This window comes from Cobetia amphilecti, from assembly GCF_020217465.1.
GTDB lineage: Bacteria > Pseudomonadota > Gammaproteobacteria > Pseudomonadales > Halomonadaceae > Cobetia > Cobetia amphilecti.
Window position 1 is genome coordinate 1,545,757 of the sequence record NZ_CP084115.1, and the last position, 23,133, is coordinate 1,568,889.

Consider the following 23,133-nt stretch of genomic DNA (forward strand, 5'->3'; position numbering starts at 1 on the left):
CATGCAACTGAACGACAAGATTGCACTGGTGACAGGGGGTGGGCGCGGTATTGGCCAGGGGATCGCGCTGGCATTGGCCAAGGCGGGCGCGGATGTCGTGGTGGCGGATCTGGACCTCGCCATCGCCCGCGAGACGGCGGCAAAAGTGGAGGCACTGGGTAGACGGTGTCTGGCGCTACAGGTCGATGTCGCGGATGCGGCGTCCGTGCGGCGCTTGATTGAAGAGGCAGAGGTCGGACTCGGCCCGCTCGATATCGCCGTCAACAATGCCGGCATCATCGGCATCCATTCCATCGATGCGCTGACGGTGGAGGAGTGGGACCGCGTCATGAACGTCAATGCGCGAGGTACCTTCTTGTGTACTCAGGCCGAGGTCGCCGTGATGCGCTCACGCCGCGTCGGGCGGATCATCAACGTGGCCTCGATGGCCGGCAAGGTCGGCTTTCCTGATCTGTCGCACTACTGTGCCTCGAAGTTCGCGGTCATCGGCTTTACCAATGCCGTCGCCAAGGAAGTGGCAGCGGAAGGCATCACCGTCAACGCGATCTGCCCGGGCGTGGTGGGCACCGGCATGTGGCGGGGCGAGAGTGGGCTCTCGGCACGCTGGAGTCAGGAAGGCGAAAGCGAGCCCGCTGCATGGGAGCGCCTGCAGAAGAGCCTGCTGCCCCAGGGAGTCGCCCAGACCCCTGAGGACATGGGGCAGCTGGTGGTCTACCTCGCCCAGGCCGAACACGTGACAGGGCAGGCCATCGCCGTCGATGGTGGCTTCACGCTGTAAGCTAGCGCTGATCATGGTTCGATACATGATGACAGCACGAGACAGGCCACCTTCGCTAATGGAAGGCGGCCTGTTTGTCGTGACGGCTCCTGACTTCTGTCACTTGAAGGCTTTATGACCCTCGCTCATGGGGCGGTCTACTCTGCAACCGCGTAGGCTCATGCGGTTATCTGTCAGCGTGTTAGTGCCCCCGTAGTACGTCATCGCTCAAGCACTTAGGGCGAATCGAGCAGGTGCGTACCAGAGGGGTCGAGTGATCAAACGTCAAGGGATCAGGCGGCGTTCCTTCATGGCCTCAAGGTGCTGAATGAGACTCTGGGGTGAGTGGCGACACATTTCTGCAAAGCCGGCTTGGCGAGCCTTCGTCAAATCAAAGACAGCGTCCTCTTCGACATGGAAGATGAAATCTCCGAAGCCACCTTGCGCAATCTTGTCGATATCTGTCTCGGCAAGTCCTTGGCGCTCTGCAAGCGTCTTCCAAGTGCTTGACACGGCAGCGAGACGTGTCTCCAACGAAATAGGTTGAGGCTCGCCAGTCTCAAGCCCAAACCAGTTGGCGATCTCTGGCCAGACGTGGCGCCACCGAATCTGATCACCATTGGTGACGTTATAGGGCCCTTGCTGGTTCTCTGCGATGGCCCACAGGGCGGCTTTGCCCACCAGATCGGCATCGCAGATGTTCAGCAAGATATCGTAGGCACGCGCCGTACCGGGGAATTGCATGGCAACACCGAGCTCCCGGCAAAGCGTGCCATAGAGACCGATAAGGTTACCGAGGTTCATGGCTGAACCCAGGGAATGGCCTATCACGATGTCGGGACGCAATGCGGTCCAACGAATTCCCTTGCCTTCGAGTTCGCGAGCCAGATCTTCATGCTCGAAATACAGGTTGGGGGGGAAGTGCCGGCTGTCCTCTTCTCGAGCCGGTGTTTTGTAGACCCCGAGGTGAGCACCGTAGACCTTCCCGCCCTGTACGAAGACCTGGTGCTCGATTGACGCTTGGGATTCTTCAAGCACCTGGAAGAGGTGCCGCATCATGTCGCCATTTTGTTGTGCTTCAGTGGCAGGGTCCGGATCCGGTTTCAAGGCGGCGTAAAATACGTGCGTCACGCTGCTCAGTACATCACTTGCATCTCGCAAAGAGGCAATATCCAAGAGATCGGCGCTGACGTGGTGTCCGCTTCCCGGACCCTCTGAGGAGCGAGAGAGTGTCGTGACTCGCCATCCTGCCTCTTCAAAGGCCAATGTTGCTGCACGGCCGATGACGCCACTGGCACCAGCGACTAATAGGTGATGTTGGCTCATGAGACTCTCCTGTCCTGTGGCGCATGATCATGGGAGGGGTCGCCCATGACGTCGGCCCTGACAGTGGCATTGTTTGTTTTGCTAATAAATGCTCGACTGATGAATTCATCCTTCACTATATGGTGAATAATGGATCGCTTGGCGTTAATGAAACTTTTTGTGGATATCTGTGAGCGTGGGTCAATGGCGGCGGTGGCCCGTCAGCGAGGCCAGTCCCCGTCATTGGTCACCCAAGCCTTACAGAAGCTTGAGCAGCAGGTCGGGGCCAAGCTTATCGTCAGAACAACGCGTGCCATGCATTTGACGGCGGAAGGCGAACAATTTCGAGACGACAGCGAAAGGATCCTGGCCGAGTATGACAAGGCTCTTGAGCGGATCTCGGGCACAGGGTCGCTGAGTGGCACCATCAGGCTGACGGCGACCAATGATTTTGGCCGCACGCGCCTACCACGGCTGATCGATCAGTTCCTGATACAGCACCCGGAAGTAAAATTTGAACTCGTGCTATCCGATGGAGTGTTGGACCTGGTCGATGAACGATTTGATCTGGCCATTCGTCATGGGCCGATGGCGGACTCAAGCTTGACGTCACGACGTCTCGTCAGTACCCATCGTGTTGTGTGTGCGGCACCTGCTTATTGGCAGGACGCAGGGCGCCCCCAACACCCATCAGAGCTGTCATCCCACCAGTGCATGGTGCTCGCTCGCCCAGGAGCGCCCCAGAACCATTGGGAGTTCCAGGAGGCAGGGCAGGTATTTTCCGTGACGGTGGCGGGGAACCGAATGGCCAGCGATGGTGGCGCGTTGCGCGAGTGGGCGATCGCAGGGGCTGGAGTGATATTTAAATCGATGGTGGATGTGGCAGAGGATATTGAGGTCGGACGACTGGAAGTTGTGCTGAATGACTATCAGGATTCCTGAAGTGAATCTGTACGCCGTGTTTCCGGAAGGCAGATATGCAAGTCGACGGATCAGTACCTTCATCGAATTTCTTCACGACAAGCTTGGCAGTGAGAGAGAGGCCTCACACTGCCAGAGTCGTGCATCCAGCTCTCGCGCTTGAGGGCTGCCGGGGAGTGGCAAGGGCAAAGAACGACCCACATCATGTCTATGGCAGGCTGGGCCTCGGATGGCCAATCCGGTTGTAGTGGTCAAGTGTTTTTGGCCACCGATCTTTGAGCATTCCAGTAGTTCTTTTCTGCCAAGTTCGGCGGTATCCCATCGTTATGCTTGTGCGGCCTGAGGCTGCTGTAGTAACCGATCATATAATCAGTGACAGATCGCTTCGCCGCAGCGACATCGGGATAGCCGATCTCTGGTATCCATTCCGTTTTCAGGCTTCTGAAGAAGCGCTCTGTTGGGGCATTGTCCCAGCAATTGCCACGGCGACTGAGACTCAGCGTCATTCGGTAGCGCCAAAGCATCTGCCGGAATGCCCGGCTGGTGTACTGGCAACCCTGATCCGAATGAAACAGGATATTCCGTGGCTCTCCACGCGATTCGTAGGCCATGGTCAGCGCTTTCTTTACCAGCTCCGTGTTCGGCGATAGGGACAATGCCCACCCCACGGGTTTACGAGCATACAAGTCGATGACCACTGCCAGATAAGCCCAGCGTGCCCCTGTCCAAATATAGGTAATGTCGCCGGTCCATACCTGATTGGGCTTCTTTACATCGAACTCCCGATCAAGAACATTCGGTATATCCAGGTGTGGCTGATCAGCCTTCTTGTAGGCGTGCCTCGGCGGCTGCGAACTCATCAGCCCCAGCTGCTTCATCCGCCTGCTGGCCCGATAACGACTCAACTGTATTCCTGCCTGCGTGACCATTTTTGCGATGCTGCGAGCGCCGGCAGAGCCGTTACTGACGGTATGCGCCTCGACAACCTGATCCAGCAGCTTCTGCTCAGTCTCACAAGGTCTTCTATCCCGACCACGCCAAGCCCGGTAGCTACTGCGATGCACCCCAAACACCTGACACAAGTGCTGCACCGCGTAGCTCTCTTCAAGTCGCTCGATTATCGAGAATTGCTCAGGGAGTCCGACATCAAGAGAGCGGTAGCCTTTTTTAATATTGCCTTCTCTTCTTCCACTCGCCGCAGCTTGCGCTTCAGTTCCTGGATCTCACGCTGTTCCGGCGTCAGAGCCTCACCTTTCAGCGGCGCCTTGCCTGCTCGCTCAGCCCGAAGCCTGCGTACCCAATATTCCATGGTGGATTTGCCAACTCCCATGGCCTCACACGCCGCCTTCAGCGTGTAACCCTGATCGACCACGAGTTGGGCCGCTTCCAAGCGAAATTCCGGGCTGAACGTTCTCTTCTTCGTCATCATCTGCACCTGACTGTCTCTGTGAGTGATCATACACTCAAAATCAGGTGGCCAGATTCACTATGCCACTACACACCCGATCGCCGCGGCGGCCTCGACGATCTCGGTGGGACGGCCGATGAGCACCGGCTCGGCGATGCCCAGCCTCGCCGCCTCGCGAAGCGTCTCCAGCACGGCGGCCTGGGCCGCGTTGACCACGGCGACGCGGATCGGGTTACCGCCACCGGCTCGCTGAATCAGATCATCGAGCGTCGCAAGGGCCACTGGCGTTGCCGTCTGGGTCATGTCACCTCCTGGGTGTTGGTTAATGTGCGCTGCACGTGCCGGGCGATCATCCGTTCTTCATTAGTGGCTACGACCTCTGCTTAGACGGCCCTGTAGCGTCGACATCTATAGATCCCGAGCCCGGTTGATCTGCTGGGACAGACGCATCGCCTCGTGTTCCTCCAGCTTCAAGAGCTCGCGAACGAGATCCCGAGCCTCGGGGATGTCGGCGCGTCCTTCCAGGTAGCGGTATAGCGCGATGACCTGATCGTGCAGCGAGAAGACTTCCCGGCTGATGTCTTCGAAGCCCATCTCGGCATAGGGCAAATTGCACGCCTGATGGGGTTTGATGGGCGCATGCGACAGATAATCGTAGACCCAGGTGTTTAGGGCCTTGGGGTCGGCCTGCTTCTCGAAGCTGGCCACGGTGTGCTCCAGGACCGCCTCGTGATCGGCGAGATACTCCAGCAGTGATTTGGCCCGTGCCTCCTCCTGCCGGGTGGCACAGTGCCTGAAGCACTCGGCCAACTGGGCATGCAGCTGGCGAGTCCAGTCGATCAGGTCATGAAAGGTCTCGATCTTCATTTATTGCTCTCCATTAGTGGGTTGCTCTATAGGTATTGGCTGTAAACCGGGTCGGCTTCGACTGGGTCACTCGTTCTCGCTCCACCATCCCCCGCCGTAGAGGCTGCGAAACCCCATCTCGTACATGCTGTCGCGGGTCGTGCCGGCAAGCTCCAGCGTCGAGGCGATAGAGTCGCTCAACAGCGTCTCCCATTGCCGATAGGGGGTGTCACTATCGATCGGCGCCGGTGCGGTCTCTACCATCTCGGCCAGCCACTTCACACCGGTCATCCAGGGGGAGAAGCGTTCCGAGTACATCAGCCGGCTGGTCCGCGCCGGATGCAGTTGACGCAGCACCTCGGCTGACCAGGGGGTGGTGTAAAACCGCACCCAGGGCCCGACGAAGGTCTCGTAGAGGGCCACATTGTGCTCGGAGAGCGCTCGCACCCCTTCGAACGCCGGGGCCCGGTCGGGAAAGTTCATGTCTTCCACGCGGCGCTCCTCGAAGCGCACCTGGAACTGGGGCTTGTGACAGTCGGGGTCGCCGGTGGGGTTGTCGATGCGCATCTCGTAGAGGCCAGGGGCCAGGTCATTCAGATTGCCGACGCTCTCGAGGATCGCTCGGTGCTCGAGGCGCGCCACCTTGGAGGAGACGAAGATGCCCAGATGCCCGACGTGGGGATTGAGCAGGTAGACGATACGCTGGTCGGCGGCCTTGAGTGCCGCGGTATCGGGATAGACCGCGGGGATCCAGTTGAGCGCCTGATGGGGCGGGGTGATGTTGTCGCCGCCGGAGGCGAAGATCACCAGGGGGTTGCGGATGCGCTTGAGGTCGACGCTACAGCCGGGGCAGACCTCGAGCTCGCCACGCTCCAGCTTGTTGCCGACGAAAAGGTTCTCGACGATGGCAACGATCTCCTCTTTGCTCAGGCTATAGAAGCCCGTCCACCAGCGCTCGAACTCGAGGAAGCGTTCGCGCTGGCCGTCGATGTCGGCGAACAGCTGATAGTCCTTCTGCCACAGGGTATTCGCAGGCTTGAGGGCTTCGAAGTTGGTGGCGAGGTTCGCACCGTCGAAGCGCCCGTCTCCCAGGTCGGCCATCAGGTGCGTCAGCCAGGCACCGCCAAGCAGGCCGCCGGCGAGGCGCATGGGATTGACGCCGGATTCGCCGGACCAGTAGGAGAGCGGCGAGCCGTTCAGCACCGCCGGCCCGACCAGACCCTCGCAGTCGGCGGAGAGCAGCGCGATGGCCCAGCCCGCCTGGCAGTTACCGTAGAGCACCGGCGGCTGGCCGGGGTGGCGCTCGGCCAGCGTCTCGACGAAGCGGCGCAGGACGTGCAGCACGTCCTCCAGTGTCTGGCCGGGGACGGGCTCGGGGAAGAAGATCACGAAGTAGACCGGGTGTCCCTCGTGGAGCGCCATGCCCACCTCGGAGTCGCGCTTGAAGCCGCCGATGCCTGGGCCGTGGCCGGCACGCGGGTCGACGATCATCCTGGCGGCCTAGTCTCGTCGAGGCAGTCCTCCAGGCAGTCCTCGCCGACCCGGGTGATGCGCAGCAGGGCATAGTTGGCGGGGCGCGCCAGTCGACGGCCATCCACGAGCATCTCGTAATCGAAGTCGAGCAGTGGCGGCTTGCCCGCCTGCTCATGCTCGAGCATGTTGTCCGCGCGCTCACACAGCGTGTCCAGGTAGCGTACGCCGCGTCGCCACAGGTCGGTCTGATAGGCGAGTAGCTCCGTGGCCGGGTGGCTCGGGAGGGTGCCTTCTTCGGGCTCGGGTGCGGTCATCGGGGCGTCCATCTCTGGTGGGGCGGTGGGTTGGCGCTTGCGCGGGGTTTTATGAGCCGTGGGTGGCTTGGTGGTGGATGTTTTGGCGGTCATAGTGGATACCTCTCAGTGTCAGGATGTCGTGGGCGCCGATCTCGATCCGGGACTCGGACAGGAAGCGGTACGGCGGAACCTTCAGGTTGATCGGCGCCGGCACCGCCTTGAACACGCGTCCGGCGAAGTCGAACTGGGAGCCGTGGCAGGGGCAGAAGAAGCCCCGGGCGAGTCGTCGCTGACGACCACGATCGTGCCGACGAGAAAAACGTCTGCTTTTCATGACTGCACCTCTGGGATTTTGTCCTTACAGGCGCCAGCCACTCGTACTCGCCATCCGCAGGTGCGGAATGAAGCGTGGCGTGCGGGCCGCGTAGGTCTGCCATTTGTCGCCAAACTGGCGCGCTACGTCGCGCTCTTCGTGGATCGCCAGTCGTGAGTACATCCACACCAATACCGGGAACATGACCAGGGTCAGCAGGGTGGGCCACTGCAGCAGGAAGCCGGTCATCACCAGCACGAAGCCGGCGTACTGGGGATGCCGGACATGGGCATAGAGCCCGGTGGTGGCCAGTTCTCCCCGCCGCTGGGCGGTATAGAGTGACCGCCAGCCGGCGGCGATGAGCCAGAAACCCGCGGCGATGAACACCATGCTCAGCAGATGGAACGGCCCGAAATGCGGGTTGGCCTGCCAGCCGAACAGCATCTCCAGCAGGTGGCCCGCATCGTGGCTGAACCAGTCCACCTCCGGGTGGCGCGACTGCAGCCAGCCGGAGAGGAAGTAGAGGGTCAGCGGGAAGCCGTACATCTCCGTGAACAGCGCCACCAGGAAGGCGCTGAAGGCCCCGAACGAGCGCCAGTCGCGGCGCGTCTGCGGCTTGAAGAAGCTGAAGGCGAAGAAGATGAAGATCGCCGAGTTGAGAATGACCAGGCCCCACAGCCCATAGGCGGGTACGTCATCACTCATCGCGTCCTCCCTTGTGATCATCATGCCCGCCATGACCCCCGTGGCCTCCATGTCCGCCGTGCATGAACACATGCATTAGCGGACAGGCGAGCAGGATCAGCCAGGGCAGGGCACCGAGCAGGTGCACCTTGTGCTCCTCCCAGAGCAGGAAGCCCATCACCGCCAGGGCGATCGCCACCATGAGCCAGAAGCTGCCTTTGCTGGGTCCTCGCTCCAGCCACCCCTTTTCGTCATGCATGATCAAATCCTCACCCGGCGCAGGCGCAGCGAATTCATCACCACCGACAGCGAAGACGCGCTCATCGCGAAGGCGGCGAACATCGGCCCGATCAGGATGCCGAGGAACGGATAGAGGATCCCGGCGGCGATCGGTACGCCGGCCCCGTTGTAGACCAGGGCGAAGAACAGGTTCTGCTTGATGTTGCGCATGGTGGCCAGCGACAACTTGCGGGCCCGAACGATGCCGTCGAGGTTGCCCTTGACCAGCGTGAAGCCGGCGCTTTCGATCGCCACGTCGGCGCCGGTGCCCATGGCGATGCCCACATCGGCCTGGGCCAGGGCGGGAGCGTCGTTCACCCCGTCGCCCGCCATGGCCACCTTGCGGCCTTGTTCCTGCAATTCGCGGATGATGCGGGCCTTGTCCTCGGGCAGCACGTCGGCGCGGATCTCATCGATACCCAGTCGCCCGGCCACCGCCTTGGCCGTCCGCTCGTTGTCGCCGGTGGCCATGATGATGCGAAAGCCAAGTTTGTGCAGCGCCTTCAGGGCCTCGGGGGTGGTCTCCTTCACCGGGTCGGCGACGCTGACCAGGCCGGCGATCTGGCCATCGAGCACGACGAACATCACCGTTTCGCCTTCATCGCGGCGGGCGTTCGCGGTCTCGGAGATCCGGCCGCCATCGAGGCCCAGTTCGGCCATCAGCTTGGCGTTGCCGAGGGCCACCGACTGGCCGTCCACGACCCCCTTGACGCCCATGCCGGTCACGGCTTCGAAATCGGTGGCATCGGCGAGGGATACGCCACGTTCTTCGGCGCCGGCGACGATGGCCTCGGCCAGTGGGTGTTCCGAGCCACGTTCGAGGCTGGCCGCCAGGCGCAATACCTCGGCCTCGTCATGCCCTTCCTCGGGCAGCACCGCCACCAGCTTCGGCTTGCCTTCGGTCAGGGTGCCGGTCTTGTCGACCATCAGCGTATCGACCTTGGCGAAGCCTTCCAGCGCCTCGGCATTCTTGATCAGTACGCCGGCCTGCGCGCCGCGTCCGGTGGCCGTCATGATCGACATCGGCGTGGCCAGCCCCAGTGCACAGGGGCAGGCGATGATCAGCACCGCCACCGCCGAGACCAGCGCATAGGACAGCGCCGGCGCCGGCCCCCAGATCGCCCAGGCGATGAAGGAGAGGATGGCGACGCCGATCACCGCGGGCACGAACTTGCCCGCCACCTTGTCGGCGAATTTCTGGATCGGTGCGCGGCTGCGCTGGGCGGCAGCCACCATCTCGACGATCTGGCTGAGCATGGTGTCGGCGCCGATGCGGGTGGCCTCCATGACCAGGCTGCCGTTGCCGTTGATCGTGGCCCCGGTGACCTTGTCGTCTTTGACCTTTTCCACCGGCACCGGCTCGCCCGAGATCATCGACTCGTCGATCGAGGAGCGGCCCTCGACCACCACGCCGTCCACCGGCACCTTGTCGCCGGGGCGCACCCGCAGGTGGTCGCCCACCTGCACGTCTTCCAGCGCGACCTCTTCTTCGCTGCCGTCGGGCCGGATCACCCGCGCGGTCTTGGCGGCCATGTCCATCAGCGCGCGGATCGCCTTGCCGGTGCCTTCACGGGCGCGCAACTCCATCACCTGACCCAGCAGTACCAGGGTGACGATCACCGCCGCGGCCTCGAAATAGACGCCGACGGTGCCGTCTTCCCGGCGAAAGCCGTCGGGGAAGACGCCCGGCACCAGCACCGCCACGATGCTGAACAGATAGGCCGCGCCGACCCCCATGCCGATCAGGCTGAACATGTTGAGGTTCATGGTGCGGAAGGAGTTGTAGCCGCGCACGAAGAACGGCCAGCCCGACCACAGGATCACCGGCGTGCTGAGCACCAGCTCGATCCACATCGCGTTGCGTTCACCGAAGAAGTCGCGAATGGCCCCGAGGCCCAGGTAGGGGCTCATCGTCAGAATCAGGACCGGAAGCGTGAGCACGGCCGCGACCCAGAAGCGTCGGGTAAAATCGACCAGCTCGGGATTCGGCCCTTCATCGCCGACCGTCGCCGATTCCAGCTCCAGACCCATACCGCACAGGGGGCAGGCACCGGGAGTGGTTTGGCGCACCTCGGGGTGCATCGGGCAGGTGTAGACGGCGCCGGCATGCCCGGCCGGCACCTTGTCGTACTTGCCGCCGTGGGCCGGCGCGGAGGCCCCATGACCATGCCCGTCATGCGTCTGCGAGTCGTCGCTTCCCACGGGCACGAGGTGCATGCCGCACTTGGGGCAGTCACCCGGCTGGTCGGAGACGACCTCCGGGTGCATCGGGCAGGTGTATTGGGCGTCACCCTGGCTGCCGGCGGCGTGTTGGTCCGTATCGCCGCTGCCTAGTGTCGGTGCCTCGTGCGAGGCATGCCCGTGACAATGGTCGTGTTGGTGTTGCGTCATGGAATCGTCTCCGTCGCTTCCGCGTCTTGATTCAACCTCGTGGCCCTATCTCGATAGGGTCGAAACTAATAGTGCCGTATCCAATAATCAGGAGGTGCGATCAAAGCAGAAGATCGCGCTTGCGTTGCTCGTACTCCTCGCGGTCGATTTCTCCCCGGGCGTAGCGTTCTTGAAGAAGGTCCAGGGCCGTTGGCCGCCGTTGAGAAAATGGCTCGCCCCGGCCTCGGGTCAGGCCACGCACCAGGAGAACGGCCAAGGCAATGACGATGCCCCAGAACAACACCATCATGAGCCCGCCGAAGAGCATATGCCCCCAGCCGTAACTCCCCATATACGCCATCATGTCGCCCCACATGGTCGGATCTCCTTTTCTTGTTACTTACTTTGCCCTGACGTCAGGCTAAAGCCTGCGGGTAACCCAAGGGTCAAGAGAAGGTAGAGATGAAAGTAGGCGGCTCTTGATCCCGGACAGTTTCCGACCTCTTCAGTGGAATGGAATCAACGCCGCACGCATGCGTTGAGGCCTTCGGTATTGAGTGATGGATTCGTTCATGGCCTACGCTCCGCTGTGTCGGTTGAGGCGTGTGACAAAGAAGTTGTATAGCGGGCCGAAGACCAGGGCGATGTACCAGCCGTAGCCGAAACTTTCGACCAGCCCCAGGAAGAAGCTTGACCAGCTGAGCCAAGTGAAGCCTGGCAACAAGCGCAGCCAGCTCTTATACATCGCCTGGTCGGGAAACAGCAGATCGAAGCCGACGCAAAGGATGAAGGTTACGGCCAGGAACAGCCCCAGGCTCATCCCGAGTGCGATCATGGGAATCCGCGGCGTTGCCTGAACCGGCAAGCGAGTTCCTGAACGGGGCTTGGCTGTCAACGGAGCATTGGCATCAGGCATCTTTGTTCTCCGGTTGGAGGGGCGAGGCCGTTGCACCAGGGACGAGATACTGTTCGGGCGCGGCCTCGAAGCGCTCCCGGCAGTCACGAGAGCAGAAGTAAAAGACGTGGCCATCGTGGACGCTTGGCTTGGCCCCTTTCGTTCTGACGGTCTTGCCGCAGACGGGGTCGACGTCCTCGGCTGGCGGAATCCACTCCAGCCCTTCAGTTGCACGTTGATTCCCTGGGCTATCGTTGTCGTGTTTGGTCCTGCCATGGCTGTGCCCCATGACGTGGGCGCCACAGCCGAACCGCATCATCAAGAAGAGGATTGCTGCCCAAAGCAGGAAGTAAAACAGTGCGTCCATAAAGTCTTCCTCGTGACGTCCGCTAAGCCGTACCCGATACCGAGCACTCGGGTGTGGTTGCGAATGTGCATGCACTTCTCATGGTGGGAAGAGTCTCTGCACACACAGCGGCCACTCCGGCAGTTGCCTGGATCAATGTGGGGCGGGCACGGGTTTTCTCCCACGCGGCCACGGCTGGAAGCGCGAGATGGAGATACGAGGTCGACTTAGACTCTGTAGCGTTGGGTCAAAAGGTAGACAGGAACCGAGGAGGGTGAGGGAGGGGCACTTGGCGAGCCGCTGGCGGTGACAACCCGGGGCGCTATGGCCGGGGCCGTCATGCTCAAGGGAAGGGGCTCGAGCTCCAAGTCCTGGCGCTCCAGGCGCAACAGGGCGCTGCCGACATTACGAGTGCCATGGCCATGGTGGCATCGCGGTTGAGGATAGTCTGCGTTGATGAACTCGGTGTTCGAGTGCGTATCTGCGTGAGGCTCAACGCCAACCTGGCCAGACTCAGTAGAGGAGGGAGCATCTGCCGAGGAGGGGTCATCTGCCATTGTGGCGGCGCTAGAGAGCAGTAGCACCATGCCCAGCAGGATGACCAGACCAAAGCGATGCCAGGCGGTGGCAGACCGCGAGGATTGCTTAGGAAATGACGTGTGCCTGGCCATGCGGCAGGGCTCCTGCAGAGTGATGTATATCTTAACCTAGCGCAGATTCGAACCTTGTCCATTGACACGGATCAAGACGGAGCTTGCCGTAAGCTGCAGCGGCCTCATTGAAGTGGTGACCTGGGCGAATGGCTGGGATGTAGTGGTCAAGTGTTTTTGGCCACCGAGCTTTGAGCATTCCAGTAGTTCTTTTCTGCCAAGTTCGGCGGTATCCCATCGTTATGCTTGTGCGGCCTGAGGCTGCTGTAGTAACCGATCATATAATCAGTGACAGATCGCTTCGCCGCAGTGAAGTGGACCCCATCCTTTGGACCACCTGACGGGTCGTCTAAGCTCGGATCAGGTCATCATCGGCGTCAGGCCGCCTGGATCAGTGGTTGAGAGAAGTACACTTCATCAGGTGTAGCATCGTCTAGCCCTTGGTGGGGCCGCTCTGTGTTGTACCAAGCGAAGTAACGCTTCAGATCCCCTCGCAAGTGGGCGCCGCTCTCGAAAGCCTTCAGATAAACGCACTCATACTTCACACTGCGCCAGAGTCGTTCCACGAATATGTTGTCCTGATAGCATCCCTTGCCGTCCATGCTGATCCGGACATCATGGGCTTCCAGAACTTCGGTGAACGACTGGCTGGTGAACTGACAGCCTTGATCTGTATTGAATATCTCGGGCTTTCCATAACACGCCAAGGCTTCCTCCAAAGCATCGATACAGAAGTCCGTATCCAGGGTGTTGGAGACCCGCCAGGCCAACACGCGACGGCTGTGCCAGTCCATGATGGCCACCAGGTACATGAACCCGCGCGCCAAAGGAATATAGGTGATATCGGTCGCCCATACCTGATTGGGGCGGTCGATGACTCGCCCCCGCAGCAAGTCAGGATAGATCCGATGTCCTGTACCTGGCCGGCTAGTGCATGGCTTCGGATAAATAGCCTGTAGTCCCATCCCGCGCATCAATCGCTGGACGCGCTTGCGGCTCACTGCGTGGCCCAAGCGATTGAGATAGGCTGACATCCTTCGTGAGCCATAGACCGGTGTGCGCAGATGTTCCGCGTCGATCAGACGCATTAACTCCAGATCATAGGCCCGTAGCGCCTTGCGCTGATAGTACATCGAGGAGCGACTGATACCGAGTAGCTGGCATTGACGTCGGAGGCTGATGCCGGGCGCTTGCGGCTCGACCATTGTCAGGCGCTGGGCCCGACTCAACGATCGAGCCTGCGTGACAAAAAATCCCGTTCCACCGTCAGCTTGCCGATCTCGCGATAGAGCGTATCGATCTCCTCCTGGGTCTTCTGGGCGGTTTTACTGGAACTTTTGCCCTCGAAGACGCCGGTGGCGTTGTCCAGCAGGTCGCGCTTCCACTGACTCACCATGGTTGGGTGGATCTCGAAGCGGGCTGCGATCTCTGACGTGGTCTGTTCCCCCTTGAGGGCAGTAAGGGCTACCTTGGCTTTGAACTCACTGCTGTACTGTCGACGTTTCCTGCTCATGATCAAGCTCTCCTGGTCGGTATGATCAGAGCTTAGCGCCTGGTCCGAATTCTGGGGTCCACTTCACAGCGACATCGGGATAGCCGATCTCTGGTATCCATTCCGTTTTCAGGCTTCTGAAGAAGCGCTCTGTTGGGGCATTGTCCCAGCAATTGCCACGGCGACTGAGACTCAGCGTCATTCGGTAGCGCCAAAGCATCTGCCGGAATGCCCGGCTGGTGTACTGGCAACCCTGATCCGAATGAAACAGGATATTCCGTGGCTCTCCACGCGATTCGTAGGCCATGGTCAGCGCTTTCTTTACCAGCTCCGTGTTCGGCGATAGGGACAATGCCCACCCCACGGGTTTACGAGCATACAAGTCGATGACCACTGCCAGATAAGCCCAGCGTGCCCCTGTCCAAATATAGGTAATGTCGCCGGTCCATACCTGATTGGGCTTCTTTACATCGAACTCCCGATCAAGAACATTCGGTATATCCAGGTGTGGCTGATCAGCCTTCTTGTAGGCGTGCCTCGGCGGCTGCGAACTCATCAGCCCCAGCTGCTTCATCCGCCTGCTGGCCCGATAACGACTCAACTGTATTCCTGCCTGCGTGACCATTTTTGCGATGCTGCGAGCGCCGGCAGAGCCGTTACTGACGGTATGCGCCTCGACAACCTGATCCAGCAGCTTCTGCTCAGTCTCACAAGGTCTTCTATCCCGACCACGCCAAGCCCGGTAGCTACTGCGATGCACCCCAAACACCTGACACAAGTGCTGCACCGCGTAGCTCTCTTCAAGTCGCTCGATTATCGAGAATTGCTCAGGGAGTCCGACATCAAGAGAGCGGTAGCCTTTTTTAATATTGCCTTCTCTTCTTCCACTCGCCGCAGCTTGCGCTTCAGTTCCTGGATCTCACGCTGTTCCGGCGTCAGAGCCTCACCTTTCAGCGGCGCCTTGCCTGCCCGCTCAGCGCGAAGCCTGCGAACCCAATACTCCATGGTGGATTTGCCAACCCCCATGGCCTCACACGCCGCCTTCAGCGTGTAGCCCTGGTCGACCACGAGCTGGGCCGCTTCCATGCGAAATTCCGGGCTAAACGTTCTCTTCTTCGTCATCATCTGCACCTGATTGTCTCTGTGAGCCATCATACACTCAAAGTCAGGTGGCCAGATTCACTGTGCCACTACAGGTATAGACCTTTACCAGAAACAATTCGCCGTCTGATAAAGGCGTAGCCGAGGTGAGTCCCTTCATGCTCCCGGCAGTCCGAAGATGCGAGATGGGGAATACCCTGCGGCGTGGATGTCGCAAAAAGACCGGAGCGGGACGAGTGATTCAGGCGCGATGAAGCAGTGCAAGCATTTCTTCTCGTCCCGACACCTTGTCACTGGAGCTTGTGAGTCCTCAATAGAGATGGACTGTCTGGAAACGGGCACGCGACGCCCCTTGTGCATCCATCAGCGTCAGTGTCTTGCCTTCTATCTGCCAGCCCGACACGTCATTGAGTGTCGCGAGGAAATCGCGTTCGAGCGTTGCTACTTCACCGGGACATGCCATTCGCGTGATGGCCAGGCGGCCGAAGCCGAGTTCTTGCGCATCATGGTGATATTCCCCCATCAGGCGATTGCAGCCGGTGGAGCCGGCTACTCGCGAGTCTTGTGTATGTAAGACGATATGGGCTTCACGCTTGCCTTCCACCACGGGTGTTGGCTGGTTGTCGAGTGTCACCAGCTTCCAATAGGTGTTCTCCAGTGGCTCGTCGACACCTTGATAATCCTCAGAGGATTGAGCGCCTGCGCAGCCGCCCAGGGTGAGTGCTGCGCTCATCACGGCGGCCCATGTCATCACTTGCGCTTGTTTCATGCGGGTGTCTCCCTCACTAATAGGGTGTCTACGGCGATTCGGGGCTGGGCTCCGGTAGCGCTGCAAGCCCTCGCAGATAGCGTCATCGCCAGTGTGGTCAGCTGATGCGCGGTCATCGCCAGCGTGGTCATCTGAAGCGTTGTAGGCTGAGTCAGGAAGACGCGTTACGCATTCTGAAACAATCGCCAAGGAGTTGTCATGCCAGCCACCCGCACGCCCTCGTCCGCCAGGGAGCGGATACATCTGTGGTGGGATCTGTTCATCATCGTGCTCGTGATCGCCAATCTGGCATTGCTGCTATTCGATAGTCTCTTCCTGATTCCCCCGCTGAACACGGCCTTCGAGGCCGTGACACCCGGGTTGCATGCGGCCTATGAGCAGAATATCCACGCCAATTTCCTCTCTATCGACCTGGCATTCGTCGCCGTCTTCCTGCTCGATGTGCTGGCGGGGTGGGCAGTGGCCATTGCGGAGCGGCGCTACCACCGCTGGTTCTTCTATCCCTTCGTGCACTGGTACGACGTGCTGGGGTGTATCCCGCTGAGCGGCTTCCGCCTGTTGCGTGTGTTGCGTGTGATCTCGCTGTTGTTCCGCCTGCAACGTCTCGGCTTGATCGATGTTCGCCGCTGGTACCTCTACGGGGTGGCGGCCAAGTATCTCGATATTCTGCTGGAGGAGCTGACGGACCGTATCTCCCTGCGCATGCTCGATAACGTCCAGCAGCAGTTGCGCGACAGCGATGACCTCTCATCTTCGGTGATCGAGCGTGTCGTGGAGCCTCGCAAGCAGGCCTTGATCCGTGAAATTACCCAGCGCCTCGAGACCATGGCGGGGGATGTCTATACCCAGAATCGCGACGATACCCTGCGCTATGTGCGGGGCCTGGTCAGTCGCACCCTCGCCGAGAGTCCGGAGCTTCAGCGTGTCTCGCGCCTGCCCATGGGCACCCAGCTTACGAAAGGGCTGGAAAGCTCGCTGTCGGATCTGGCCTGCCATCTCGTCGATGAAGCGCTGGTCGGCCTGCGTTCCAAGGAGTTCTCGGCGCTGGTGGGGCACCTGGCAGAGAGTGGTTTCGATGCTTGGTCGCGCACTGACCCGAGGACGGAGCAGATCACCGAGCAGGTGCTGATCGACATGCTGGATCTGCTCAAGGAGCGGATCGCCGTGAAGAGTTGGCAGAAGAAATACGAGTGACGTGATGCACCAGCGTCATCCTGATAGGTAACTCGCGGCGTTCGGGATGAGATGGGGCGAGGTTTGGCGCACGGGAATGTGTTTGCGAGAATGCTGATACATTCATCCCACGCCGAGAGTCTGTGAGCCGCGAGTGTCGTCGCGCAGCGATAGCGCGGCCTGATGACACATCAGCGTCTCGCCAGCGTGGGAGCCGCGACAGGAGGTCAGTGTCATGGCGAATCCAACACGCACTGAGGTAGCCGAGTCAGCACCGGGCGTTCCGTTCGACCCGGCACAGGTGGCTGTCATCCAGCAATTCGGCGGCAGCATCACACCGCTGGAGCCGATAGGCGCCGAGGTGAGGGGAATCGATCTGTCCGCTCAGGACGCGCCGCCCGCGCCAGTTGCTGGTGGGGCGGCAAGGAGCTGCACAGTACCCATGGGATGCATCCGGCCACGCCCGATGGCAACCGGCACATCTTCCGGCTGTCGAACGATCGCCGTCACGGCATTCCCGGCGTCGGGCCGCAGTGGCATAACGACGGCAGCTTCAATACCGATACGTTCTCGCACTCCGGCTACCACATCATCCGCCCGGCCGAGAACGGCGGCGGTACCTGCTTTGCTCATCAGGGCGCGGCCCATGACGCCTTGTCTGCCGAGCGTCAGGCCTTCTGGCGCCGTCTTGCTTCGGTGAATTCCTCCTCCGGGGCCGTACATCCCGTGGTACACGAGCACCCCATCACCGGTCGCAAGTGCATCTGGCTTCATCTGGGCATGACCGGCGCAGTGATCGAGAAGCTACCCGATCAGGATGCCTTCCGGCTGCTGACCGCCGAAGAGCTGACGCAGCTCTGCCGTGAGTACAACGCCATCCTGAATGCCGGCTTCACCGAGGGTTACGCCCTCGACTTCGAGTACCAGGAAAACGACTGCGTGTTCATCGATAACCTGGCGGTCGCTCATAGGGCCGCGCCCGGCGCGCACTTGCCGGCACAGGAGCAAGGCTTGCGGATCATGCATCGCAGTACCGTGCGTGGCACTCAGGATCTGGCACCTGGCTTCGGACTGCCGCTGCAGGTGGATATCCATGGCCCCAGCCCGCTGGAGAATGGTGTATGGCAGGGCGGCGGTATCGGCTTTCGTTGGGAAGAGAATATTCCGATGCAGAACTGAGGCTGGCGCGCTCAGGTAAGACACTTGCAGCGGGACGTGCGTTACAGCGAAGTGAAGGCTAGGGCAGATCAGGGGTAGATCAAGGTGCAGACCTAGTTTCAGAGGAAAGACCAGAGTCCGTGAAGAGTTGGCATTAGCAACACGAGTGATAGGGTGGGGATATCACCCCGACCAAGCGCTGATGGGGCTGGGGAGGCACGTCAGCCGTGCTGGCCAAGAGCCTGTCCGATCACGTTTCAGGGAGAGAACCAGACTCGTAAAGGAAGCCATCATGTCATCTGCCCATGACACCGTCATCGAAAGACCCGATAGCCTGCATGCCAAGGAGTGGCTACGCGCGTACCAGCGGGTACGCGCCGCCACCGAGGCGATCTGTGCGCCGCTGCATAAGGAAGACTACATGGTGCAGAGCATGGCAGATGTCAGCCCGCCCAAGTGGCACATCGCCCATGTCACCTGGTTCTTCGAAGCCTTCATCCTGAAGCCGTTTCAGCCGGACTATCAGACGCTCGACCCCGCCTACGATCACCTCTTCAACTCCTACTACGAGACCCATGGCGTACCGTTCCCGCGCGCCGAGCGTGGCACGATCTCGCGCCCGACCGTCGACGATGTCTATCGCTATCGCGCGCACGTCGATCAGGCCATGCAAGCGCTGCTTGAGAATCCGCCACGGGAACATCTGCCCGAGATTCTTCGCCGCTTGGAGCTGGGGCTGCCGCATGAGCAGCAGCATCAGGAGCTGCTGTTGATGGACATCAAGCACATTCTGGCGCAGAACCCACTGTGTCCGGCCTATCGGGATGATCTGACTCCGGGATTGGCACCAGCCCCTGCGCAGGAGGTGCCGTCGCTTGGATGGCTGGCCTATCCAGCCGGGGTTCGCGAGATCGGCCATGATGCAGCCGAAGGTGGCTTCGCCTACGACAACGAGATGGGCCGACACCGTCAGTTCGTCGAAGCGTTCGAGATGGCCGACCGTCCGGTGACCAACGGCGAGTTTCTCGCCTTTATGCAGGACGGCGGATACGCCACCCCCGAGCACTGGCTGGCGGATGGCTGGGCGACGGTCAAGGCGGAAGGCTGGCCGGCGCCGCTTTATTGGGTCGAGCGCGACGGCGTCTGGCATCACTACACGCTAGGTGGCCTGGTGCCGGTGGATCTGAATGCGCCGGTCTGCCATGTCAGCTTCTTCGAGGCCGATGCCTACGCCCAGTGGGCGGGCGCGCGCCTGCCCACCGAGGCCGAGTGGGAGACAGTCGGTCAGGATGTCCCTCTCTCTGGTAACTTCGTCGATCAGGATTATCTACAGCCAGTCGCGGCCGCGAGCTCCGAAGGCATGCCGAGTCAGATGTTCGGCGATGTCTGGGAGTGGACGGGCAGTGCCTATCGCCCGTATCCGGGCTTTCGCAAACTGCCGGGCAGCCTGGGGGAGTACAACGGCAAGTTCATGTCCGGTCAGATGGTGCTCCGTGGGGGTTGCTGCGCCACGTCTGCCGATCATATCCGCGCGACCTATCGCAACTTCTTCCCGCCCGAGGCGCGCTGGGCGTTCTCCGGCTTTCGGCTCGCCAGGGACGGTGGGGTCTGAGGGTCTGACTCTTTCAGAACGCGCCTCAAGGCACTTTCATCTGCCGCTTTCATCTGCCGCTTTCACCCGCCAACCCGTAAAGGAGTCTTCATGGCCGACCACCTCGAACCGCGTATCACGCTGCACCCGCTATCCTCGCGGGTGCGAATCCTGGTCGGTGAGACGGTGATCGCTGACACTGGCAACGCGCTGGAATTGCGCGAGAAGGGCTATCCGCCGAGGCTCTACTTGCCGCGCGCCGATGTGGCGATGGCGGAGCTCTCGGTTTCTCACACCGTCACTCATTGTCCGTTCAAGGGCGACAGTACCTATTACTCGCTGCCGGATCTTCCTGATATCGCCTGGAGTTACGATCACCCCATCGAGGAGGTGCAGGCGATCGCCGGGCGGCTGGCGTTCGATACCGACAAGGTCATGTTGGAGGTGGAGTGATTCAGACGAACGGCTCGTCGCCAACCTGATTCTCTCGTCGATGCACAACGCTCCGTCGTGCTCTGCTTCAGAGATAAACCGATAGAGAACAGTAGCTTGGCGTTCGCCAGATGGTTAGAATCCTGCAGTTTGCTGCACCGCGCTCCTCCATCGGGCGCGGTGCAGCATTACCTTTCCCTTATCAAGGCTCAGTACTCCGGTTGGACGAATCACCTCGCTTGATTCCTTTCCGTACAGGCTGCACCAGGAGTCATGACAGTGGTTGTCCCTTCGAACATCGCGCCGGTGATGAGTGTACTGCTATGCCTCGTGCTGGCCTCCTGCGTCAGTCGTTATCTCAAGTCTCCCCGCATGAAAGGTCGCATTGGCGAGTGGCGAGTGCGCTGGATGGCGCGTCGACTCGGCAAGCAGGGCTATCGGGCCTTGCACAATGTCACCCTCAAGACCGAGAGCGGCACCACCCAGATCGATCATGTGCTGCTGTCGCGTTTCGGCTGCTTCGTGTTGGAAACCAAGAACATGAAAGGCTGGATCTTCGGCAGTGAGCACGAGGCGAACTGGACCCAGCAGTTTCCTCGACAGTCGTTCAGCTTCCAGAACCCGCTACGTCAGAACTACAAGCATCTCAAGGCACTGGAGACGACGCTTGGCGTGACTCCCGAGCATCTGCATTCGGTGATCGTCTTCGTCGGCAACGCCAGGCTCAAGGGTGAGATGCCAGCCAACGTGACGCGCGGTACTGACTTCGTTTCCTTCGTACAGTCGTTCAAGGCCCCCATCTTCAGCGAGGCGCAGGTCGAGGCCATGCATGAGGCGCTGCTGACGGGGCGGCTGGCGCCGACTCGGGCGACGCAGCGTGCTCATGTGCAGCATCTCAAGCAGCGCAATGATCCACAGGCGAGACGTGAATGCCCGAAATGCGGTAGCCGTATGGTGCTGCGTACTGCCAAAGCAGGTGTACGTGAGGGCCAGCAGTTCTGGGGATGCTCGGCCTATCCGGAGTGTCGCGCGACACAGGCGGTGTGATGACTGCCTTCACGGCCCCGAACGAGGCAACATCCAAACTTGAATTTCGCTGACAGGCACTACCATCGCTCGGCACGGCGGCACTGCTTTTGAATGTGTTGACGTTGCTGCTGCAACCTCGTCCAGCCTTTGCCTTCGAGACCGGCTTGCTGTAGCTGCTCCTTGAGTATGACTGAGTCGGATAGATCAGCGAGCATGGTAACCATCTGTTGAATTTGGCGCTTCACAAACGGATAACTGAATCGGCACTCCTCCGAAAAGGCCTGCCAATCGCGCGGTAGCAGCTGCATCGAATTGAACTCCCCGCCGAGGGAGAAGGCCATGTCTGAATCGTAACCGAGCACTATGGTGCCAACGAGGTCATAGGCTGGGGCGATCTGCCAACGACCTCGGGAGTCCTGTAACAAGGACACGTTCTTGGCATGGCCGTCACTGTTGCCAACCAGCACATTGAATATTTGCCAGCGAAGCAGCTGCTGAATGGATGCCGCTGAGGGTCGGCAGGCTTCGCGGACTGTTTGCACGATCTCTCCGAAACGTGGCCCACCGTAAGCCTGGTATTTCTGATTCCGCGACACGCCCATGGCCTGACACAGATCCTCCTGATGCAAACGCTCGACGTGTCCGCTTTCAATACCCAAGCGGTCGTAGCGTTCGACCATCAAGTAAGGATGTCGGCCGGCATAGACCATCGTGGTCCTCGGGCAGGCTATTCCCCCCAAGCGTGCCAGATTGTTCAGATACAGCTCATTCAGAATGACTTGCTCACGCCCTTCGACGGCGAATTTCAAAATATGGGTAGAGGGTTCGATTCCGATAGGTAAGTAGAGTGTATCGTTCCACAGTCGCACAGGGATCTTGTCCTGCGCGCCGGCCAGCGAAAGACGAGGGCGTTTGGCCAGAGCTCCTTCATTCATCAGGGCATACCGCTCGCGAGCACCTGCCCATTGCGCAAGTCGATCGAGCGGCAACTCGCGGTAGTTGTCATCGAGGGATGACGGTAGGGTTCTTGACGGCGGCATGTGATCGCTCGGAAGGATCGTCAGCGCACCAGCACAATCGCCGCCGATGGTCGCCAGTAGCGAGAAGTCGTCGTCTGGTATACCCAGGCGCTTGATCAGCGCCGCCCGGGCTTGCTCTTCAGGCAGCAAATTTGCGAACCAGTGATGCGCCAGAAGGTCTTGGGGCTGCCAAGCCTTTTGGCTTAGAGGCAAGCTGTACGAAATGGCATGCCCGTTCTGTCGCCAGGTATCGTTGTATTCGAAGCCCATCAGTCGGCCATCCGTGCCGCGCCACAACGTCCCTACATGCTGCGTGTCGCGCCATACGTTCAACGAATCCGGCAATATCATGATTCGGATCCCTCCGGTGGAACAGCGGACAGCTCGATGCCTAGCGTATCAAGTACGATCAATATGCGACCCAACCCGCAGCTGTCACGGCCGTTTTCCAACTCACTCAGAAAGCGAATGCTCAACCCGCAAAGACCTGCGAGGGTTTCAAGATTTAGCCCTTGCTGCTTGCGAGCGCGGCGAATCAACTTGCCAAGCGTTGCGGCATCATGAATGGGAACTGCTTGCGATAGGGGCATGCTAAGACCTTTCACGATAAGAAAGCGGGTTGTTGTAAACAATTTAGTATACTTAAAAATTTCCCTATAGGGATAATTGGGTGGATATACTGGAGTAGTCCTGAATTTTTCCCTATAGGGAAAATAGTTGGTGTGCGGGTTGCAAGTGCTGCAATTTTTCCCTTTCAGGACAATTTGGGGCGATCAGTCTGTCAAAGTGTCAAGGAGATCATCGCACCACGCATGAACTGCTAATG

At 60.3% G+C, this 23,133-nt stretch carries 23 protein-coding genes and 2 pseudogenes; 7 read left to right on the forward strand and 18 right to left on the reverse strand.

Translation table 11 applies throughout. The annotated features are described in order from the left end of the window. Position 1 precedes the first annotated feature (1 nt). Complete coding sequence (locus LCW13_RS06665) at positions 2–778, forward strand: SDR family NAD(P)-dependent oxidoreductase (RefSeq protein WP_043336843.1); 777 nt, start codon at positions 2–4, stop codon at positions 776–778. A 264-nt stretch (positions 779–1,042) separates the two neighbouring features. On the opposite strand, the gene LCW13_RS06670 is transcribed toward LCW13_RS06665, so the two are convergent. Then, entirely contained in the window at positions 1,043–2,083 is a 1,041-nt protein-coding gene (locus LCW13_RS06670; protein ID WP_043336845.1) for an SDR family oxidoreductase, read from the reverse strand. Between the two features lie 129 nt (positions 2,084–2,212). On the opposite strand from LCW13_RS06670, the gene LCW13_RS06675 reads away from it, so the two are divergent. Further along, entirely contained in the window at positions 2,213–3,004 is a 792-nt protein-coding gene (locus LCW13_RS06675; protein ID WP_209443821.1) for a LysR family transcriptional regulator, read from the forward strand. A 230-nt stretch (positions 3,005–3,234) separates the two neighbouring features. Here the strand turns inward: LCW13_RS06675 and LCW13_RS06680 are convergent. The 15 genes and pseudogenes from LCW13_RS06680 to LCW13_RS06745 form a co-directional block, all read right to left on the reverse strand. Further along, positions 3,235–4,409 (reverse strand): IS3 family transposase gene (locus tag LCW13_RS06680; protein ID WP_225348121.1). Its coding sequence is split into 2 segments (ribosomal slippage): positions 3,235–4,154 and positions 4,154–4,409, totalling 1,176 coding nucleotides; the frame shifts between segments, so codons are not numbered across the junction. Between the two features lie 60 nt (positions 4,410–4,469). Beyond that, positions 4,470–4,694 (reverse strand): hypothetical protein, encoded by a 225-nt coding sequence (locus LCW13_RS06685; protein WP_087720112.1) that lies wholly within the window; start codon positions 4,692–4,694, stop codon positions 4,470–4,472. Positions 4,695–4,799: 105 nt separating this feature from the next. Next, positions 4,800–5,258 (reverse strand): hypothetical protein, encoded by a 459-nt coding sequence (locus LCW13_RS06690; protein ID WP_043337196.1) that lies wholly within the window; start codon positions 5,256–5,258, stop codon positions 4,800–4,802. 66 nt (positions 5,259–5,324) lie between these two features. Then, positions 5,325–6,728: a DUF3141 domain-containing protein gene (locus LCW13_RS06695; RefSeq protein ID WP_209443825.1), complete on the reverse strand. Its 1,404-nt coding sequence runs from the start codon at positions 6,726–6,728 to the stop codon at positions 5,325–5,327. Beyond that, on the reverse strand, positions 6,725–7,024 hold the full coding sequence (locus tag LCW13_RS17435) for a DUF3141 domain-containing protein (protein WP_209443826.1): 300 nt from the start codon (positions 7,022–7,024) through the stop codon (positions 6,725–6,727). The genes LCW13_RS06695 and LCW13_RS17435 overlap by 4 nt, the downstream gene beginning before the upstream one ends. Positions 7,025–7,073: 49 nt before the next feature. Next, positions 7,074–7,280, reverse strand: a pseudogene (locus tag LCW13_RS06700) (hypothetical protein); the annotation flags it as partial. Positions 7,281–7,364: 84 nt separating this feature from the next. Beyond that, a complete protein-coding gene (locus LCW13_RS06705) occupies positions 7,365–8,024 on the reverse strand; it encodes a methyltransferase family protein (RefSeq protein WP_043337201.1) in 660 nt (219 codons plus the stop codon). Then, on the reverse strand, positions 8,017–8,262 hold the full coding sequence (locus LCW13_RS06710) for a DUF2933 domain-containing protein (protein WP_052384922.1): 246 nt from the start codon (positions 8,260–8,262) through the stop codon (positions 8,017–8,019). Before LCW13_RS06710 ends, LCW13_RS06705 begins: the two co-directional genes overlap by 8 nt. Before the next feature lie 2 nt (positions 8,263–8,264). Then, positions 8,265–10,673 carry a copper-transporting P-type ATPase gene (locus tag LCW13_RS06715; RefSeq protein WP_225347871.1) on the reverse strand — a complete coding sequence of 803 codons (2,409 nt, stop codon included), beginning with the start codon at positions 10,671–10,673 and terminating at the stop codon, positions 8,265–8,267. Between the two features lie 100 nt (positions 10,674–10,773). Continuing rightward, positions 10,774–11,028 (reverse strand): SHOCT domain-containing protein, encoded by a 255-nt coding sequence (locus tag LCW13_RS06720; protein WP_043337204.1) that lies wholly within the window; start codon positions 11,026–11,028, stop codon positions 10,774–10,776. 201 nt (positions 11,029–11,229) lie between these two features. Continuing rightward, positions 11,230–11,568, reverse strand: a complete 339-nt coding sequence (locus LCW13_RS06725; RefSeq protein WP_225347873.1) for a DUF5676 family membrane protein — start codon at positions 11,566–11,568, stop codon at positions 11,230–11,232. Continuing rightward, on the reverse strand, positions 11,561–11,914 hold the full coding sequence (locus tag LCW13_RS06730) for a YHS domain-containing protein (protein ID WP_052384923.1): 354 nt from the start codon (positions 11,912–11,914) through the stop codon (positions 11,561–11,563). Before LCW13_RS06730 ends, LCW13_RS06725 begins: the two co-directional genes overlap by 8 nt. Before the next feature lie 1,006 nt (positions 11,915–12,920). Next, positions 12,921–14,056 (reverse strand): IS3 family transposase gene (locus LCW13_RS06735; protein ID WP_225347874.1). Its coding sequence is split into 2 segments (ribosomal slippage): positions 12,921–13,783 and positions 13,783–14,056, totalling 1,137 coding nucleotides; the frame shifts between segments, so codons are not numbered across the junction. 70 nt (positions 14,057–14,126) lie between these two features. Continuing rightward, positions 14,127–15,160, reverse strand: a pseudogene (locus LCW13_RS06740) (IS3 family transposase); the annotation flags it as partial. 286 nt (positions 15,161–15,446) lie between these two features. Then, on the reverse strand, positions 15,447–15,905 hold the full coding sequence (locus tag LCW13_RS06745; RefSeq protein WP_024953445.1) for an META domain-containing protein: 459 nt from the start codon (positions 15,903–15,905) through the stop codon (positions 15,447–15,449). Between the two features lie 198 nt (positions 15,906–16,103). Here LCW13_RS06745 and LCW13_RS06750 point away from each other — a divergent pair, with 198 nt between their 5' ends. The 5 genes from LCW13_RS06750 (at position 16,104) to LCW13_RS06770 (ending at position 21,306) form a co-directional block, all read left to right on the forward strand. Next, a complete protein-coding gene (locus LCW13_RS06750) occupies positions 16,104–17,099 on the forward strand; it encodes an ion transporter (protein ID WP_024953446.1) in 996 nt (331 codons plus the stop codon). A gap of 426 nt (positions 17,100–17,525) precedes the next feature. After that, a complete protein-coding gene (locus LCW13_RS06755; RefSeq protein ID WP_225347875.1) occupies positions 17,526–18,257 on the forward strand; it encodes a TauD/TfdA dioxygenase family protein in 732 nt (243 codons plus the stop codon). A 271-nt stretch (positions 18,258–18,528) separates the two neighbouring features. Next, the gene (gene egtB, locus LCW13_RS06760) at positions 18,529–19,848 is read left to right on the forward strand and encodes an ergothioneine biosynthesis protein EgtB (RefSeq protein WP_024953448.1); all 1,320 of its coding nucleotides are present in this window, start codon (positions 18,529–18,531) and stop codon (positions 19,846–19,848) included. Between the two features lie 90 nt (positions 19,849–19,938). Further along, a complete protein-coding gene (locus tag LCW13_RS06765) occupies positions 19,939–20,280 on the forward strand; it encodes a DUF427 domain-containing protein (protein WP_024953449.1) in 342 nt (113 codons plus the stop codon). Positions 20,281–20,538: 258 nt separating this feature from the next. Next, positions 20,539–21,306 (forward strand): nuclease-related domain-containing protein, encoded by a 768-nt coding sequence (locus LCW13_RS06770; RefSeq protein WP_225347876.1) that lies wholly within the window; start codon positions 20,539–20,541, stop codon positions 21,304–21,306. A gap of 59 nt (positions 21,307–21,365) precedes the next feature. On the opposite strand, the gene LCW13_RS06775 is transcribed toward LCW13_RS06770, so the two are convergent. After that, positions 21,366–22,658, reverse strand: coding sequence for a type II toxin-antitoxin system HipA family toxin (locus LCW13_RS06775; RefSeq protein ID WP_052384808.1), 1,293 nt, complete (start codon positions 22,656–22,658; stop codon positions 21,366–21,368). Continuing rightward, entirely contained in the window at positions 22,655–22,897 is a 243-nt protein-coding gene (locus LCW13_RS06780; protein ID WP_084589588.1) for a helix-turn-helix domain-containing protein, read from the reverse strand. The genes LCW13_RS06775 and LCW13_RS06780 overlap by 4 nt, the downstream gene beginning before the upstream one ends. Positions 22,898–23,133 lie beyond the last annotated feature (236 nt).

Coding starts and splice junctions, on each gene's coding strand:
- LCW13_RS06665 (WP_043336843.1), top strand. CDS start 2: ATGCAACTGAACGACAAGATTGCACTGGTGACAGGGGGTGGGCGCGGT.
- LCW13_RS06670 (WP_043336845.1), bottom strand. CDS start 2,083: ATGAGCCAACATCACCTATTAGTCGCTGGTGCCAGTGGCGTCATCGGC.
- LCW13_RS06675 (WP_209443821.1), top strand. CDS start 2,213: ATGGATCGCTTGGCGTTAATGAAACTTTTTGTGGATATCTGTGAGCGT.
- LCW13_RS06685 (WP_087720112.1), bottom strand. CDS start 4,694: ATGACCCAGACGGCAACGCCAGTGGCCCTTGCGACGCTCGATGATCTG.
- LCW13_RS06690 (WP_043337196.1), bottom strand. CDS start 5,258: ATGAAGATCGAGACCTTTCATGACCTGATCGACTGGACTCGCCAGCTG.
- LCW13_RS06695 (WP_209443825.1), bottom strand. CDS start 6,728: ATGATCGTCGACCCGCGTGCCGGCCACGGCCCAGGCATCGGCGGCTTC.
- LCW13_RS17435 (WP_209443826.1), bottom strand. CDS start 7,024: ATGACCGCACCCGAGCCCGAAGAAGGCACCCTCCCGAGCCACCCGGCC.
- LCW13_RS06705 (WP_043337201.1), bottom strand. CDS start 8,024: ATGAGTGATGACGTACCCGCCTATGGGCTGTGGGGCCTGGTCATTCTC.
- LCW13_RS06710 (WP_052384922.1), bottom strand. CDS start 8,262: ATGCATGACGAAAAGGGGTGGCTGGAGCGAGGACCCAGCAAAGGCAGC.
- LCW13_RS06715 (WP_225347871.1), bottom strand. CDS start 10,673: ATGACGCAACACCAACACGACCATTGTCACGGGCATGCCTCGCACGAG.
- LCW13_RS06720 (WP_043337204.1), bottom strand. CDS start 11,028: ATGTGGGGCGACATGATGGCGTATATGGGGAGTTACGGCTGGGGGCAT.
- LCW13_RS06725 (WP_225347873.1), bottom strand. CDS start 11,568: ATGCCTGATGCCAATGCTCCGTTGACAGCCAAGCCCCGTTCAGGAACT.
- LCW13_RS06730 (WP_052384923.1), bottom strand. CDS start 11,914: ATGGACGCACTGTTTTACTTCCTGCTTTGGGCAGCAATCCTCTTCTTG.
- LCW13_RS06745 (WP_024953445.1), bottom strand. CDS start 15,905: ATGAAACAAGCGCAAGTGATGACATGGGCCGCCGTGATGAGCGCAGCA.
- LCW13_RS06750 (WP_024953446.1), top strand. CDS start 16,104: ATGCCAGCCACCCGCACGCCCTCGTCCGCCAGGGAGCGGATACATCTG.
- LCW13_RS06755 (WP_225347875.1), top strand. CDS start 17,526: ATGCATCCGGCCACGCCCGATGGCAACCGGCACATCTTCCGGCTGTCG.
- egtB (WP_024953448.1), top strand. CDS start 18,529: ATGTCATCTGCCCATGACACCGTCATCGAAAGACCCGATAGCCTGCAT.
- LCW13_RS06765 (WP_024953449.1), top strand. CDS start 19,939: ATGGCCGACCACCTCGAACCGCGTATCACGCTGCACCCGCTATCCTCG.
- LCW13_RS06775 (WP_052384808.1), bottom strand. CDS start 22,658: ATGATATTGCCGGATTCGTTGAACGTATGGCGCGACACGCAGCATGTA.
- LCW13_RS06780 (WP_084589588.1), bottom strand. CDS start 22,897: ATGCCCCTATCGCAAGCAGTTCCCATTCATGATGCCGCAACGCTTGGC.